Below are 14,935 nucleotides of genomic sequence, written 5' to 3'. Positions count from 1 at the left end.
AATTTATTAATAAAAAGTGAGATGTTGAAAGTATTAACATTTATGAAGCAGGTAGCCGCCGAGCTACAGATGGAGGGAAACTTTGGTACTGCACACGTCTATCGAAGCAGTCTGAATGCCATCATTGCTTATCGTGGGAAAAGAGACTTTGTCTTTAGTGAAGTGACTTCGGAGTGGTTGAAGGGGTTCGAAGTCCATCTTCGTAGTCGTGGATGTAGTTGGAATACGGTTTCCACCTATTTGCGTACTTTCCGTGCAGTGTACAATCGTGCGGTTAATCTTCGAAAAGCTCCTTACGTTCCGCATCTGTTCCGTTCCGTCTACACCGGGACGCGTGCCGACCATAAACGTGCTTTAAGTGATGATGACATGAGAAAGGTGTTTGTTGATTTGCGGGGGACGGGGATATCACTACCTGTACGTCAGGCTCAAGAATTGTTCATTCTGATGTTTTTGCTTCGTGGTATGCCGTTTGTCGATCTGGCTTATTTGCGAAAGAGTGATTTACGTGATAATATGATCACGTATCGCAGACGTAAAACAGGGCGTTCCTTATCGGTGACACTGACCCCGGAAGCTATGATTCTGATAAAAAAGTATATGAACCGTGACTCTTCTTCGCCTTATCTGTTTTCGTTTTTGAAAAGCTGTGAGGGAACGAAAGAAGCGTACCGGGAATATCAATTAGCATTGCGTAGCTTCAATCAACAGTTGATGCTTCTAGGGGAATTATTAGGACTGGGTGATAAACTAAGCTCATATACCGCCCGGCATACATGGGCTACAACGGCTTATTATTGTGAAATTCATCCGGGTATTATCTCCGAAGCGATGGGACATTCATCTATTACAGTGACTGAGACTTACCTGAAGCCTTTTAGAAGTAAGAAAATAGATGAAGCCAATAAGCAGGTCATTAATTTTGTAAAGCGTGCTGTGTATAGCGTAAATGCTTGAAAATTATCCTGTTACTTCGTAGGTAACGGGAATAAATTCCGGTGCAAATATGAGCATATTTCTTAAAACAACCAAACGAAATCACACATTTTTTCTAATAAACTACTTAAAAGCGGAACTAGGACAGATAAAACACGTGGATTCTTTGTATTAGGGCTTTGTTAACTTCTAAATATTGCATAAGATTTCCCTCCCCTCTGCCGCTCGTCAGAAGCAGGGGTAAAGAACTTTCATAATCTATCGTATCATTTTTCAGTATTGACTACTCTAAAAGAGCAGGAACAAAGGTTTCCCTGTTACCTATGAAGTAACGGGCTGTCTATTATTGAAACTTAGTGTTTAATAATATATTATTAATGTAATTTTTAAGTAGTTATGAAAAGAAAATTTGTAAAAGTGATGTTCTTCGGGGCGTTGGCACTTTCTACTGTCACCTATGTAGGCTGTAAGGACTACGATGATGACATCGACAATCTGCAAACACAGATTGACGCAAACAAAGCTAGCATTGCCGAGTTACAGAATTTTGTGAAAGAGGGAAAATGGGTTACTGCCGTAGAATCAATTACTGGTGGATTTAAGATTACTTTTAATGATGGTAAGTCTTATTCTATTGTAAATGGTACTGATGGCTCTGACGGTGCGGCAGGTACGAAAATTGAGATTGATCCTACTACGAAGAATTGGATTATCGATGGGAAAGATACCGGTATTTGCTCTAAAGGTCAGAAAGGTGACCAGGGTGACAAAGGTGACCAAGGTGATAAAGGTGACCAGGGCGACAAAGGTGAGCAAGGAAATAAGGGTGACCAAGGCGATAAGGGTGACAAAGGAGATAAAGGTGAAGATGGAAAATCGCCGCGTATATCTACTGATGGCTTTTGGGAAGTTTGGGATGCCGAATCTGGAGAATATAAGAAAACAGAATATGAAGCAGCTTCTCATATCTACGTAACGGCTGATCCTAAAAATTCATTAGTTTGGGTATTGAATGTTCTTAATAGCGAAACCAAAGAATGGGAAAAAGTTTCTATGCCGAAGGCTGCCCGTATTACTAGTATGCGTGCACTTGGGGGAATGAATGGTAATGTTGATTTAAATTCTGCTCAAGCTGAAGCTACTTTATTTTATGGAGTAGTGGAAGAAAAGGATGGTGTTAAATTCAATGGAAAAACTTATCCGGAAGGAACATTCTTATCCGCTAGAGGTAGCATGATTCATGCTATGATCAATCCGGTTAATTTGAAACTTGAAGATATCCAATCTTATGAAATCGGTTTGACTGATTCTAAAGGTAATACTAATTTTGTTATAGCTACTATTGATGCAAATACCAGTGAAGTAGCGTTGACTCGTGCTGAAAGTACAGTAAATAAGGGAATTTATGACCTGACTCTTGAATTTGCAGAAGGAGTAGATCCCCAAAAACTGAATAATGATATTGCTTATGCACTTACAACAAAGGATGCATGGGGCAATGAAATCATTTCCCAGTACGATGTTAAAGTTACGACCGAAAAGACAGAAAAGAAACTCGAAGATGTAGATAAAAAACTACCTTTCAAGGTTGTTTATAATTTAGATGAATTAGTAGGCGATCAGTTGAATGATGTAGTTGATTATACTTATAGTGTCAATGCAGATGATGCAAAGAAAATTGAAGCAACATTTGACAAAGAGAATAAGACAATTATAGCAAATCAGGCAGGTGAACTGACTGTATCTGTTGATTATCTTACTACTGCTGGAAAGACATATAAGACTAACTTGAATTTGGTCTTTACTTATGCAGCCGAAGAAGCAGAAATCAAAGATATGACTTGGGTTGTAGATGGTAAGAAAGTTACAGTTACTTCAGAAATTGTAAGTCCTTCCGCTGCAATAATAAAAGCGCAAGTTTCTGATATTGAGACTGCTATTGCTTATACAGCAGGCAAGGTTGAAATCAACGGAGTGGAAAACTTGGAATATGAAGATGGTATTGCACTGAAATTACAAGGCTTGGATAAAGATGGAAAAGAAGTAGAGAATGCTAAGGCAACTAAATTTGTAATCAAAGCTACATTTACTCCTGCAACAGTTGCTGCTGTACCTCATAATGCAACGGTTAGATTCATTAATAATGCTTCGACTGATGAATTGAATGATAAAGTTTTGTATGAAACAACATTCAAAATTACAGTAGACCAACAGAATGATAAATTGTTTGTCTTTAGACGTGCGGATGCTTACTTTAGTGGTAATAATGCTACGGCTTATGGTAACGTAAATGATGCTGACGGTGTAATCACTTATAATCTTTATAAACTTTATCAAGAAGGTTATATTTCTGATGAGGCTAAGACGCTTATTTCATTTGATGAAGAGATACCGTTTAAAATGGAAAATAAGAATAAAGTATATGCTGATGCATGGTTAGGTGACGATAAGTCGAGCGATAAGATTACAGTACAACCTTATGATACATGGGGTGGTGCTTATGAAGGTCGCAATATCATAGTATCTTATGCTCCGTTTGGAAATGAGCGCATGAATGCTATTACTGACAAGTTCAATCTGACAGTGAAGTCGGAGATATTTGAAGGTACATTTAAGTATACAGGTAAATTAGGTACTGAAGCTAGTCCATTCCAAGTTGACGGTGGACATTCACAAGACCTTTTAGCTAAGGATTTTGAGAAAACAGATGCTTATGGTGTTTCTTATGAATTTAGCGATGAGAGAATTAAATCTGTCGTACTTGAATTGGCCGATCAGAATGCTAAAGATTATCTGTCATTAAACACTACTGATTTTACTACGGCAGAGGGCAACAAAGTTGTAATCTCTAAGAAGCTTTCTGAAACACCGATTGTTACTCCTCCGGTATGTAAGGTCAAGGTTATCATTACTGATAAGTGGGGCAGACAGACAATTGAAACTGTTTTTGTTAAAGTCTTGAAGTAATTCGGACTGAAAGAAATATACTGAAAGACAGGCTGAAGATTATGCTTGTGAAAGTATGTTTTTCTAATATTTGTCTTTCTGAAAGGGATACCTCCCTTATTTCCCACAGGTATCCCTTTACTTTGTCTCAAAACATCTTCTTTATGCGCTAGAAACAATTTGCTAGTCCCTTATTTCCTATAAATAAGGAGATGTTCTTGAGAATATGGAAATTCCGGGCTTGCGAAAGTCCGGGATTTTTATATTCTATTTATTGGGTTGAATCTGCTGCAAGTTTTCATCATACAGCCCCACAAGCAGACTTTGCCCTTTATCGTCTACTTTCAAACCGCCATATTTTGCATTTTGATAAAGGGTATCTTGTCCCTCTTCAAAGAAGAAAGATTCGGCACCGAGGAATATCCGGTTATCTACTATCTTGTATTTGATAACTACTTCGTTGTCATTCAAAGGTGTCAGAGTATTCTGCAAACGTATAAGTTGACCTATTTGATTGCTGTCTGTTTTAAGTATGGCATAACCACGTGTGGCAGTCTGCTCGTCTATCAGAACTGGTGAAGATGAAGTAGCTTCATAGTTGAGGCGCATATAATCACCTTGTATGAGAGAACGAGGGTCGACGGGAGCTAAATGTAAGAGTACTAATTGTCCGTCTTTCAAAGTCTGTTCTTTCTTTAAAACCGACCAGTTGAAATATCCCAGTAGTAATACAAGGTTCGCAAGAATCAATATCCGGCTATATTTTTTCATGTCTTGTTCTTTTTTGAGTGAAGAAACACCAAGCTGCAATAAACACGATTCCGATAAAGAATAGTGTGATGGACTTGATAAGTAAACTTATATTCAAATCATAATAGTATTTGGAAACAGCATAGATAAAGAGAAGGAGTGAGGTCGCACACTCTGCTTTATAGCCATAATGGAAACATACTAGAATCAACAATAGGCTGCCGGATAAATAAGGGGCGGATACGGTAGGCAGGCAGATGATGATGCAAAGAATGTAAATGCCGATTTGATGTATTGCATTATTCACTTGCATAACTTTCATAATCCGTTGAGCCATAATCAGAAGTTCTATCCACATGGAGACAGATAAGATGCAGGATATAGTCCAAGAATTTATTCCTGATGTCAGTTGATGGATTGATAATCCGCTTATTAAAATGACACAGGATACGAATAGTCCGGCATGGAACGGCCTGTATTTGGAAAGACTGTTGTTTTCTAATTGGCTATACAGTTTCACTTCGAAAAGATTGGTGAACAGGAATGCTGCCATAACAGGAACTACTGCAATTTGCAGAGGATAGGAAGAAGAAAAGATATGAGTTATTTCTCCAAAGAAAGATATAATAAACGCAATCACTGAAAGAAAGGGCAGAATGAAACCTTTCGACAGCCTGAAGGTGAGCATACTGATTACTATGAGTACAATGAAAAGTATATTCATATACTCACTAAGTCCAAAGCCGACCAATACGCATCCTGCAATATATAAAGTGATATTCATAGCATCCAGGAAAGACCGGATGACAAGACGGCTGATTGTTAATGTGGCAATAATTAATAAACTCCCAACTAACAGGCACGATATTTCGGAACGTATGATTCGGGCAAGTGCAAGAAATCCGAGAAAGAAGATAGCAGTCAGTATTCCACCGATGATGGATACGACTTGAATTGTAAGATTATGCTTCTGTGCCATACCACTTCTTTTTAAGTTGAAGAATAATGTAGATAAGTAAGGTCGTTCCAGTGATAATCATAATCCCTGAGAAGAAGAATAGATTGACATCTCTTAGATTGCTGTGACATATAAATGTAGTCAATAGAATCATCAATGTCGCAAAAGGAATAACAGCCAGGTAGAACAGATTCTTTTCTTTCCACCCAAACCATAGTCCCGCAGAGAATATAAGAATAGTGCTTACGAGTGAAACGATTATAGCTTTTTCTTCGCAGATGGTTGCTATTGCAAGCGAGTTGGTATCTGATATCGCCAGCATCGTAAGAAAACTGGTGTGCACAATGGTAGCTAATGAAAGCAGGCTGACGAACCAGCGATTCTGTTTGTTCAGACTTCCTTTTATACTCATCCATTCTGTGATGACGGCTGCCGAGGCGCATATCCAGGTTACTGCATTGGCAAGCAAAGTCATTTCCCATGAGCCGCGAGTGGCAATTTGTATATTGTACAGCCATATAGTAGTACAAAGTAATCCGATGAAAGTCAGCCATAATGGCGCAAAGCGGATGGCAACCGCCCAAAGAATGGTGAACAGTGTCCAGCCTAGGAAAAGGTCATAGGCATCAGCTCCCGTCTGATAGATTTGTCCGAAGACGGCAAAGAGTGTACCTATCAGGAAAGTGGCTCCTGTAAGGAGAATCTTTTTGACGAGCATATTCCATCGGGTGAATACGGTGAGCAGGACAGAAGATACTAGCAGTACTTCCACAATTCCCAGCTTTGCAAATTTGGGCAGCTCGTCCCAGTTATAGGCAAAGAAAAAGATAATGCCCGATACTGTAAAACCAATGCCCGCAGCCAGTAAGAAAATGGACAGAAACCGGTTCCATTCCTTTTTATTGGCGTACAGGGATTGTCGTGACGAGGGTGAATAGTCAGACTTTTCCATGTGTTTTTACTTTTTGATGATTGCAAACATAAGAAAATAAAATGATTATCACCCTCTCCGGCAACTTAAAATACTTCCCGTATATGCTTATAGTTCGAATTGATAGTGTCAATAACTTCTTGTGAACGTCCATTGATTAATAGCTTATACATGGATTGGGCAAAGCCTACCATCTGTCCGAATTCGATTTTGGGCGGCATGGCAAGTGCGTTCGGGTCGGTCATGATATTCACCAGTACAGGGCCGTCCAGTTCGAAAGCATTGAATAAGGTAGGTAATACTTCTTCCGGATTGCTGACATTGAAACCTGTCATTCCCATTGCTTCAGCTACCTGTGCGAAATCGGGATTCAGCATATCCGTTTGCCAGTCCGGCAGACCGTCCACTTCCATTTCCAGTTTCACCATTCCCAGCGAACGGTTATTGAATACGATAATCTTAATCGGCAATTTATATTGGACGACAGTCTCCAAATCCCCCAAAGTCATTGACAGTCCTCCGTCTCCGCAAAGTGCAATCACTTGGCGTTCGGGACAAGCTAAAGCTGCACCGATAGCTTGCGGCAGGGCATTTGCCATGGAGCCGTGATTGAAAGAACCCAACATATGCCGTTTGCCTGTTGCTTGCAGATAACGTGCTCCCCACACGCAAGTCATTCCCGTATCTACAGTGAACACGGCATCGTCCGAAGCCAGTTTGTCAATTTCGGACATTACATATTCGGGATGAATCTTATTCACTTCTCCCTTATCTTCCGTATAGGCGGCAAGGTCTTTTTTCACCCCTTCATATCTTTTAAGTTGCTTCACAAGGAATGTATCATCCGTTTTCGGATTCAGCATACGGAGTAAAGCCTGGATACTCATCTTGACATCTCCGCAAAGTCCGATATCCACTTTGGCACGGCGTCCCAGGCGTTCGGGCTTGATATCTATCTGAGCTATCTTAATGTCATCCGGCAAAAATGCAGAATAAGGAAAATCCGTTCCGAGCATGAGAAGCACTTCTGCCTCGTGCATGCTGTAATATCCCGAAGGCATTCCTAAAAGTCCGGTCATACCTACTTCATACGGATTCTCATATTGTACTTCCATCTTTCCCTTGAAAGTATAAACTACCGGAGCATTCAGCTTTTCGGAAAGCGCGATTACTTCCTCATGCGCTCCCCGGCAGCCGATGCCGCAGAAAAGAGTGATACGTTTATGCTTGTTTAATAAGTCGGCCAGTTGTGCCAAATCTTCTTCTGCCGGACAAACTTCCGGTACGACAGGATAGTTTCGTACCGACGAATCGACAGAGACGGCAGAAGCCTTTGCCAAATCTCCCGGTAAGCCTATTACTGATACTCCCTTGCGGGTGATAGCCGTCTGAATGGCGGATTGAAGCATACGTGGAAATTGTGCAGGCGTAGTAGCTACTTCATTATAATAGCTGCAATCATTGAATAATTTGATTGTATTCGTCTCCTGGAAATATTCAGTACCGAACTCTCCGGTAGGGATAGTGGAAGCAATAGCGATCACCGGTGCACCCGAACGATGTGCGTCATACAGGCCGTTGATAAGATGGACATGCCCTGGCCCGCTACTTCCTGCGCAGCATCCCGGACGGCCGGTCAGTTGAGCTTCCGCTGCGGCGGCATATGCTCCGGTTTCTTCATGACGTACATGTATCCATTGTATCTTATTGTTCTTTCTGACAGCTTCGTTTACTTCGTTCAGACTGTCGCCGGTCACAGCGTAAATGCGTTCTACTCCAGACTCTGCTAAAGTATTAATAAGTTGTTCTGCAATTTTCTTTGCCATATTTGAAATTAGTTAAGGGTTGATTTTTAACTAATAACAGTTGCTTACAAAGAAAAGTTCTAATTTAACATATGCTAATAGCGGCTTTGTGTCGGAACACATCATGTTTTTTATGTTAAAAAGAATTTTGTAACAACTTTTTAGTAAGGTAGAATAAACAATTGCAATATCCTTTTGTTTTCTTTATAGGCGAAATCTTAACCTAATGTTTTAAACCTCTTAATAACTGTAGAAAATGAATAGAAGTGAAATCGGCGTGAATGCCGGTAAAGTTTGGCAACTGCTTAGCAATAACGAGAAGTGGGGCTATGGACTTTTGAAAAGAAAATCCGGACTGAAGGACAAAGAGTTGGGCGCTGCTTTGGGATGGTTGTCAAGAGAGAATAAGATAGAGTTCGATCAGTGTGAAGAAGAACTGTATGTGTATCTCTGTGTAAATGTTTACATTGGCTGAAGGAGCTTACTACCTGGACAAAAACAAAAGAATCCCCGAAGTAACGACAGGATAGTCAATGCTTCGGGGATTTTTGTTTTTATGTCTGTTCCTTTCAGATGATATCTGAAAATAATTCTGTTACTTTGCAATCCAATTTAAAATGTAAGGAAACAATGAGAAGTTTTGCCTCTGATAATAATTCCGGTGTGCATCCGTTGGTGATGGAAGCGCTGAACCGGGCGAATATAGACCATGCGTTAGGTTATGGCGATGATAAATGGACGGAAGAAGCCGTAGCAAAGATTAAGGAAACCTTCACTCCGGACTGCGTTCCTTTATTTGTATTCAATGGAACAGGCAGCAATGTCGTGGCACTGCAATTAATGACCCGCCCGTATCATTCTATCCTTTGTGCGGAAACCGCCCATATCTATGTTGACGAATGTGGTTCGCCCGTGAAAATGACCGGTTGTCAGATTCGTCCGATTGCTACCCCGGACGGCAAACTTACCCCGGAATTGATGCAACCTTATCTTCACGGCTTTGGTGACCAGCATCATTCACAGCCCAAAGCTCTTTATATTTCCCAATGTACCGAACTTGGCACGATTTACACTCCCGAAGAACTGAAACGTCTTACTGACTTTGCCCATCTGAACGGTATGTACGTTCATATGGACGGAGCAAGAATTGCTAATGCCTGTGCCGCTTTAAATCTTTCTTTAAAAGAATTGACCGTAGATTGCGGAGTCGATATTCTTAGTTTCGGAGGAACGAAGAACGGATTGATGATGGGTGAGTGCGTTATCATATTCAATAAGGACTTGCAACCGGAAGCCCGTTTTATCCGTAAGCAATCCGCCCAACTGGCATCGAAGATGCGTTATCTTTCCTGCCAGTTCACGGCTTATCTGACAGATGGGCTTTGGCTGAAGAATGCGAGTCATGCCAATGCAATGGCTGCCAAACTCTACAATGAATTGAAAAAGCTTCCGGAGGTAACCTTCACTCAAAAAGCAGAGAGCAATCAGTTGTTCCTGACGATGCCCCGCCCGATAATCGACCGGATGCTGGAATCTTACTTCTTTTATTTTTGGAACGAGGATAACAACGAGATTCGTCTGGTAACTTCTTTTGATACCACAGAAGAAGATGTTGACGAATTTATACGAGTTTTGAAACGTTAAAAGAGAAATAAGGAACAACAAAATCCTGTGTAACGCTGTTGTAATAAGAAGTTTGAAACTAACTTTGTCCCCGAAGTTTTCAACTTCTTATTATATATGGATACTAGACAGAACAGGCTGATATTACTTGCGCTATTATTATTGACACAAACCTTTATTAGTGCGCAGACGCATTCTATTCAGATAGGAATGCCGGAAGATTCTGTATCTGTTACGGCCATTAATGATTCTGTTCCGCTAAAGCGCAGCTTTTTCAAGAAGTTTCTTGATTACTTCAATGATGCCAATAAGGAAAAAAAGAATAAAAAGTTCGATTTCAGTGTGATAGGAGGCCCTCACTATTCCAGTGATACGAAGTTCGGACTCGGACTGGTGGCGGCTGGTTTATATCGTACGGATTATAATGATACAATTCTTCCGCCTTCAAACGTATCTCTTTACGGAGATGTCTCTACGGTGGGATTCTATTTATTGGGAGTCCGCGGAACTCATCTGTTTCCACAGGATAAATACCGGTTGAACTATAATCTTTATTTTTATTCTTTTCCCAGTCTCTATTGGGGAAGAGGATACGATAACGGAGCAAATTCCGATAATGAAAGTGAATATAAACGTTTCCAAGCACAGGTGAAGGTGGACTTCATGTTCTGTATGGCAAAGAATTTCTATATCGGGCCGATGGCTGTATTCGATTACATCGACGGACGCGATTTTGAAAAGCCGGAGCTATGGGAAGGAATGGCGGCACGGACTACCAACATAAGTCTCGGGCTTTCTCTTCTCTACGACTCACGTGATTTTCTGACAAATGCTTACCGGGGGTACTATCTGCGGCTGGACCAGCGGTTCAGTCCTGCTTTTCTTGGCAATAAATATGCGTTCAGCAGTACCGAACTGACTACCAGTTACTATCACCCCGTATGGAAAGGCGGAGTGCTGGCAGGACAATTCCACACACTGCTGACTTACGGAGATACCCCGTGGGGATTGATGGCAACTTTAGGAAGCTCTTATTCGATGCGTGGGTACTACGAAGGGCGTTATCGCGATAAGTGTGCGATGGATGCGCAAATAGAACTGCGGCAACACGTTTGGAAACGAAATGGAGTGGCCGTATGGGTGGGAGCAGGGACTATCTTTCCGAAGTTCTCCGACTTTGCCCCGAAACATATTCTTCCCAACTATGGTTTCGGCTACCGTTGGGAGTTTAAAAAGAGAGTGAATGTACGTTTGGACTTAGGTTTTGGTAAACACCAGACCGGATTTATCTTTAATATAAATGAAGCTTTTTAAGAATATAAAGAATTGGTTGGAAAATCAGGAACACTTGTTTTATCTGTTTCTGTTTATCCTGATAGTGCCTAACATCGTCCTCTGTTTTACGGAGCCGCTGCCGGTGATGGCAAAAGTAACTAATGTATTGCTGCCTTTAGGAGGCTATTACCTGTTGATGACTTTATCGAGGAACTGTGGCAAAATGCTTTGGATTTTGTTCTTGTTTCTCTTTTTCGGAGCTTTCCAAATCGTATTGCTTTATCTGTTCGGACAGTCTATCATCGCTGTGGATATGTTCTTGAACCTGGTGACTACCAATTCGAGTGAAGCGCTCGAACTACTTGATAACCTGACACCTGCCATTATCGCCGTAGTCATACTGTATGTTCCCGCACTGATATTGGGAACGATTTCAATTATCCGCAAGCGGAAACTCTCGATAGAGTTTATCCGCAGAGAACGGAGGAGAGCACTCATCGTTTTGGGAATCTCCCTTCTCAGCCTTGCCGGAGCCTATGTGCAGGATTCAGGATATGAACTGAAATCGGATTTATATCCGCTGAACGTCTGTTATAATGTAGGTCTTGCCTTTCAGCGGACAGCCTTGACACAGAACTATCATCACACGTCGGAAGACTTTACCTTCCATGCCAAAACTACCCGTCCGAAAGAAAAACGGGAAGTGTATGTGATGGTAGTAGGGGAGACGTCCCGTGCCCTGAACTGGCAATTATATGGTTATGAACGTGAAACGAATCCGTTGCTGTCTCGGCAAACCGGATTGATTGCTTTTCCGAAGGTACTGACTGAATCAAATACGACACACAAAAGTGTACCTATGCTGATGTCGGACGTCAATGCCTGCAACTACGACTCTATTTATCATCAAAAAGGGATTATCACCGCTTTTAAAGAAGCGGGTTTCCAAACTGCTTTCTTCTCCAATCAGCGTTATAACCATTCGTTTATCGATTTTTTCGGGATGGAAGCCGATACGTATGATTTTATAAAAGAAGATTCTATTGATTACAGTTACAACCCGTCTGACGACGAACTCTTGAAATTAGTGGAACAAGAACTGGAGAAAGGGGCTACGAAACAGTTTATCGTGCTCCATACCTACGGCTCTCATTTTAATTACCGCGAACGTTATCCTTTGGAAAACACGTTCTTCACACCGGATTATCCGGTTGACGCGGAAAGGAAGTACCGGAATAACTTGGTGAACGCTTACGATAATTCTATCCGTTACACGGATGCTTTCCTGTCAAGAATCATCCGTATGCTGGAAAAACAACAGGCAGACGCCGCCATGATTTATACTTCCGACCATGGAGAGGATATTTTCGACGATTCCCGTCATTTGTTCCTTCATGCTTCGCCTGTACCTTCTTACTATCAGCTTCATGTGCCGTTTCTTGTTTGGATGTCCGGCAGTTATCGCGAGACTTATCCTGAACACTGGGAAGCCGCAATGGATAATAGGGATAAGAATGTGTCTTCCAGCAGCTCTTTTTTTCCGACCATACTGGATTTGGGTGGAATAGAAACTCCTTACCGGGATAATTCACAATCCGTAATAGCTTCACTTTATCAAATGAAGCCGAGGGTCTATTTGAATGACCATAACGAACCCCGTCCGTTGGATGATTTGGGTATGAAAAAGCAGGATTTCCAAATGTTGGAGCAAAAGGAAATTGATTATTAGCCGGTTATTATAAATTGTGCTAAATTTTGAATCCAAAAGCGGGATTGGTGTGTTATTTGCCGTATGATGTATGAACGATTAAATTCATAAAACATGGCCTATATAGATTATTACAAGATTCTTGGAGTAGACAAAAGTGCTTCTCAGGACGATATCAAAAAGGCTTTTCGTAAGTTGGCCCGGAAATATCATCCTGACCTGAATCCCAATGACCCGAGTGCAAAGGATAAGTTTCAGGAAATCAACGAAGCCAATGAGGTACTGAGTGACCCTGAGAAACGTAAAAAGTATGATGAGTACGGAGAACATTGGAAGCATGCCGATGAATTCGAAGCACAGAAACGGGCGCAGCAACAAGCCGGTGGCTTTGGTGGTGCAGGAGGTTTCGGCGGATTTGGCGGTGGCGGACAGGGATTCTCTGACGGTAACGGAACATATTGGTACAGTTCCGACGGCGAAGGCTTCTCCGGCGGTAATGCCAGTGGCTTTTCCGATTTCTTCGAATCAATGTTCGGTGGACATCGGGGGGGAAGAGGACAAGGTTCTGCGGGATTCCGCGGACAGGACTTTAATGCCGAACTTCACCTGTCTCTTCGTGATGCTGCCCAGACGCATAAACAGATATTGACTGTCAATGGAAAACAAGTGCGTATCACTATCCCTGCCGGTGTAGCCGACGGACAAGTGATTAAACTGAAAGGCTACGGAGCCGAAGGTATCAACGGCGGACCTGCGGGCGACTTGTATATCACTTTCGTCATAGCCGAAGATCCGGTATTCAAGCGCCTGGGTGACGATTTGTACGTAGATGTGGAAGTAGACCTTTATACAGCCGTACTAGGTGGTGAAAAGGTTGTGGACACGTTGGACGGTAAAGTGAAACTGAAGATAAAACCGGAAACCCAAAACGGTACGAAAGTCCGTCTGAAAGGCAAGGGATTCCCGGTTTATAAGAAGGAAGGACAATTCGGTGACCTGATTGTGACCTATTCTGTCAAGATTCCTACGAACCTGACGGACAGACAGAAAGAGTTGTTCCGCGAGTTACAGAGTATGAACTAAAAAGAATGAGTGCTATGCAGACCGAATTAATTATTGTCAGTGAATACTGTCACAAATGTCATATTGAGCCTTCATTCATAGATATGCTGGAAGAGGGCGGTTTGATTAACGTACATACCGAGGGTAATGAACATTATCTGCTTGTGTCCGAACTTCCGAATGTGGAGCGATATAGCAGGATGTATTATGACTTGTCCATAAACATGGAAGGTATTGATGCCATTCATCATTTATTGGAAAGAATGGAGGAGATGAGGCATGAAATGAACTCACTCCGTAAGCAGCTTACGCTATACCGTGAACGGAAAATAGAAGAGATTGACTGGTAAGAAAAACAGAGCCTCTGTTTACACCAAACTGAGGCTCTATTTATAGCAAACAGAGGCTCTGATTTACCTAATCGGAGCCTCTGTTTTTTTGTATGATAACAGCACGGATGGAGTTATCCGATGTATGTACAGATTTCTTCCAGATAACGTGCGTCAACTGTATCGAAACTATCCAGTGTATCGCTGTCTATATCCAATACTCCGATTACTTCACCTTGTTTTAGTATCGGTACTACTATTTCCGATTTGGAATCCGAACTGCATGCTATATGTCCGGGAAACTGCTCTACATCAGGGACAATCAATGTACGTGCTTCTTTCCAGGCTGTTCCGCAAACTCCTCTGCCGAAACGGATACGTGTGCAAGCGATAGGCCCTTGGAACGGACCTAATACGAGTTCATCTCCTTTCACTATGTAAAAACCTGCCCAAAAGAAACCGAAAGTCTGTTTTAGAGCCGCTGCAACATTGGCAAGGTTGGCTATGAAATCCGTTTCCGTGCTGACTAAAGCATGTAACTGTGGAAGTAACTCACGATATTTCTCTTCTTTGCTTCCTGTACTGATTGATAAATTTTCTGCCATATTGTTC

13 protein-coding genes are annotated in these 14,935 nt (G+C 41.7%); 8 read left to right on the top strand and 5 right to left on the bottom strand.

Translation table 11 applies throughout. The features are described 5' to 3' along the window. Positions 1-21: 21 nt before the first annotated feature. On the top strand, positions 22-957 hold the full coding sequence (locus tag RDN93_RS10250; RefSeq protein WP_308745428.1) for a site-specific integrase: 936 nt from the start codon (positions 22-24) through the stop codon (positions 955-957). 375 nt (positions 958-1,332) lie between these two features. Beyond that, entirely contained in the window at positions 1,333-3,903 is a 2,571-nt protein-coding gene (locus RDN93_RS10245) for a PL29 family lyase N-terminal domain-containing protein (RefSeq protein ID WP_308745424.1), read from the top strand. Positions 3,904-4,149: 246 nt separating this feature from the next. On the opposite strand, the gene RDN93_RS10240 is transcribed toward RDN93_RS10245, so the two are convergent. From RDN93_RS10240 to RDN93_RS10225, 4 genes are all read right to left on the bottom strand, one after another. After that, on the bottom strand, positions 4,150-4,653 hold the full coding sequence (locus RDN93_RS10240) for a GDYXXLXY domain-containing protein (RefSeq protein WP_308745423.1): 504 nt from the start codon (positions 4,651-4,653) through the stop codon (positions 4,150-4,152). Continuing rightward, positions 4,640-5,611, bottom strand: coding sequence for a DUF4401 domain-containing protein (locus RDN93_RS10235; protein ID WP_308745422.1), 972 nt, complete (start codon positions 5,609-5,611; stop codon positions 4,640-4,642). The genes RDN93_RS10240 and RDN93_RS10235 overlap by 14 nt, the downstream gene beginning before the upstream one ends. Next, the gene (locus RDN93_RS10230) at positions 5,595-6,542 is read right to left on the bottom strand and encodes a DUF2157 domain-containing protein (protein ID WP_308745421.1); all 948 of its coding nucleotides are present in this window, start codon (positions 6,540-6,542) and stop codon (positions 5,595-5,597) included. Before RDN93_RS10230 ends, RDN93_RS10235 begins: the two co-directional genes overlap by 17 nt. A 65-nt stretch (positions 6,543-6,607) precedes the next feature. Beyond that, complete coding sequence (locus RDN93_RS10225) at positions 6,608-8,347, bottom strand: thiamine pyrophosphate-dependent enzyme (protein ID WP_308745420.1); 1,740 nt, start codon at positions 8,345-8,347, stop codon at positions 6,608-6,610. 235 nt (positions 8,348-8,582) lie between these two features. Between RDN93_RS10225 and RDN93_RS10220 the strand changes: the two genes are divergently transcribed. From RDN93_RS10220 to RDN93_RS10195, 6 genes are all read left to right on the top strand, one after another. Continuing rightward, entirely contained in the window at positions 8,583-8,801 is a 219-nt protein-coding gene (locus tag RDN93_RS10220; RefSeq protein ID WP_308745419.1) for a winged helix-turn-helix domain-containing protein, read from the top strand. Positions 8,802-8,956: 155 nt separating this feature from the next. Further along, positions 8,957-9,970 carry a low specificity L-threonine aldolase gene (locus RDN93_RS10215; RefSeq protein ID WP_308745418.1) on the top strand — a complete coding sequence of 338 codons (1,014 nt, stop codon included), beginning with the start codon at positions 8,957-8,959 and terminating at the stop codon, positions 9,968-9,970. Between the two features lie 96 nt (positions 9,971-10,066). Further along, entirely contained in the window at positions 10,067-11,263 is a 1,197-nt protein-coding gene (locus tag RDN93_RS10210) for a BamA/TamA family outer membrane protein (protein ID WP_308745417.1), read from the top strand. After that, on the top strand, positions 11,250-12,953 hold the full coding sequence (locus RDN93_RS10205) for a sulfatase-like hydrolase/transferase (protein WP_308745416.1): 1,704 nt from the start codon (positions 11,250-11,252) through the stop codon (positions 12,951-12,953). The genes RDN93_RS10210 and RDN93_RS10205 overlap by 14 nt, the downstream gene beginning before the upstream one ends. Before the next feature lie 93 nt (positions 12,954-13,046). Next, the gene (locus tag RDN93_RS10200) at positions 13,047-14,015 is read left to right on the top strand and encodes a J domain-containing protein (protein ID WP_308745415.1); all 969 of its coding nucleotides are present in this window, start codon (positions 13,047-13,049) and stop codon (positions 14,013-14,015) included. Between the two features lie 14 nt (positions 14,016-14,029). Beyond that, positions 14,030-14,344, top strand: a complete 315-nt coding sequence (locus RDN93_RS10195; protein WP_308745427.1) for a chaperone modulator CbpM — start codon at positions 14,030-14,032, stop codon at positions 14,342-14,344. 113 nt (positions 14,345-14,457) lie between these two features. Here the strand turns inward: RDN93_RS10195 and RDN93_RS10190 are convergent, their stop codons facing one another. After that, on the bottom strand, positions 14,458-14,928 hold the full coding sequence (locus RDN93_RS10190) for a GAF domain-containing protein (RefSeq protein ID WP_308745414.1): 471 nt from the start codon (positions 14,926-14,928) through the stop codon (positions 14,458-14,460). Positions 14,929-14,935 lie beyond the last annotated feature (7 nt).

Origin of the sequence: uncultured Bacteroides sp., assembly GCF_902491285.1 — a bacterium.
Lineage (GTDB): Bacteria > Bacteroidota > Bacteroidia > Bacteroidales > Bacteroidaceae > Bacteroides.
The sequence above is the reverse complement of the archived record's forward strand: the minus strand, read 5'-3'. Positions and strand labels throughout refer to the sequence as shown.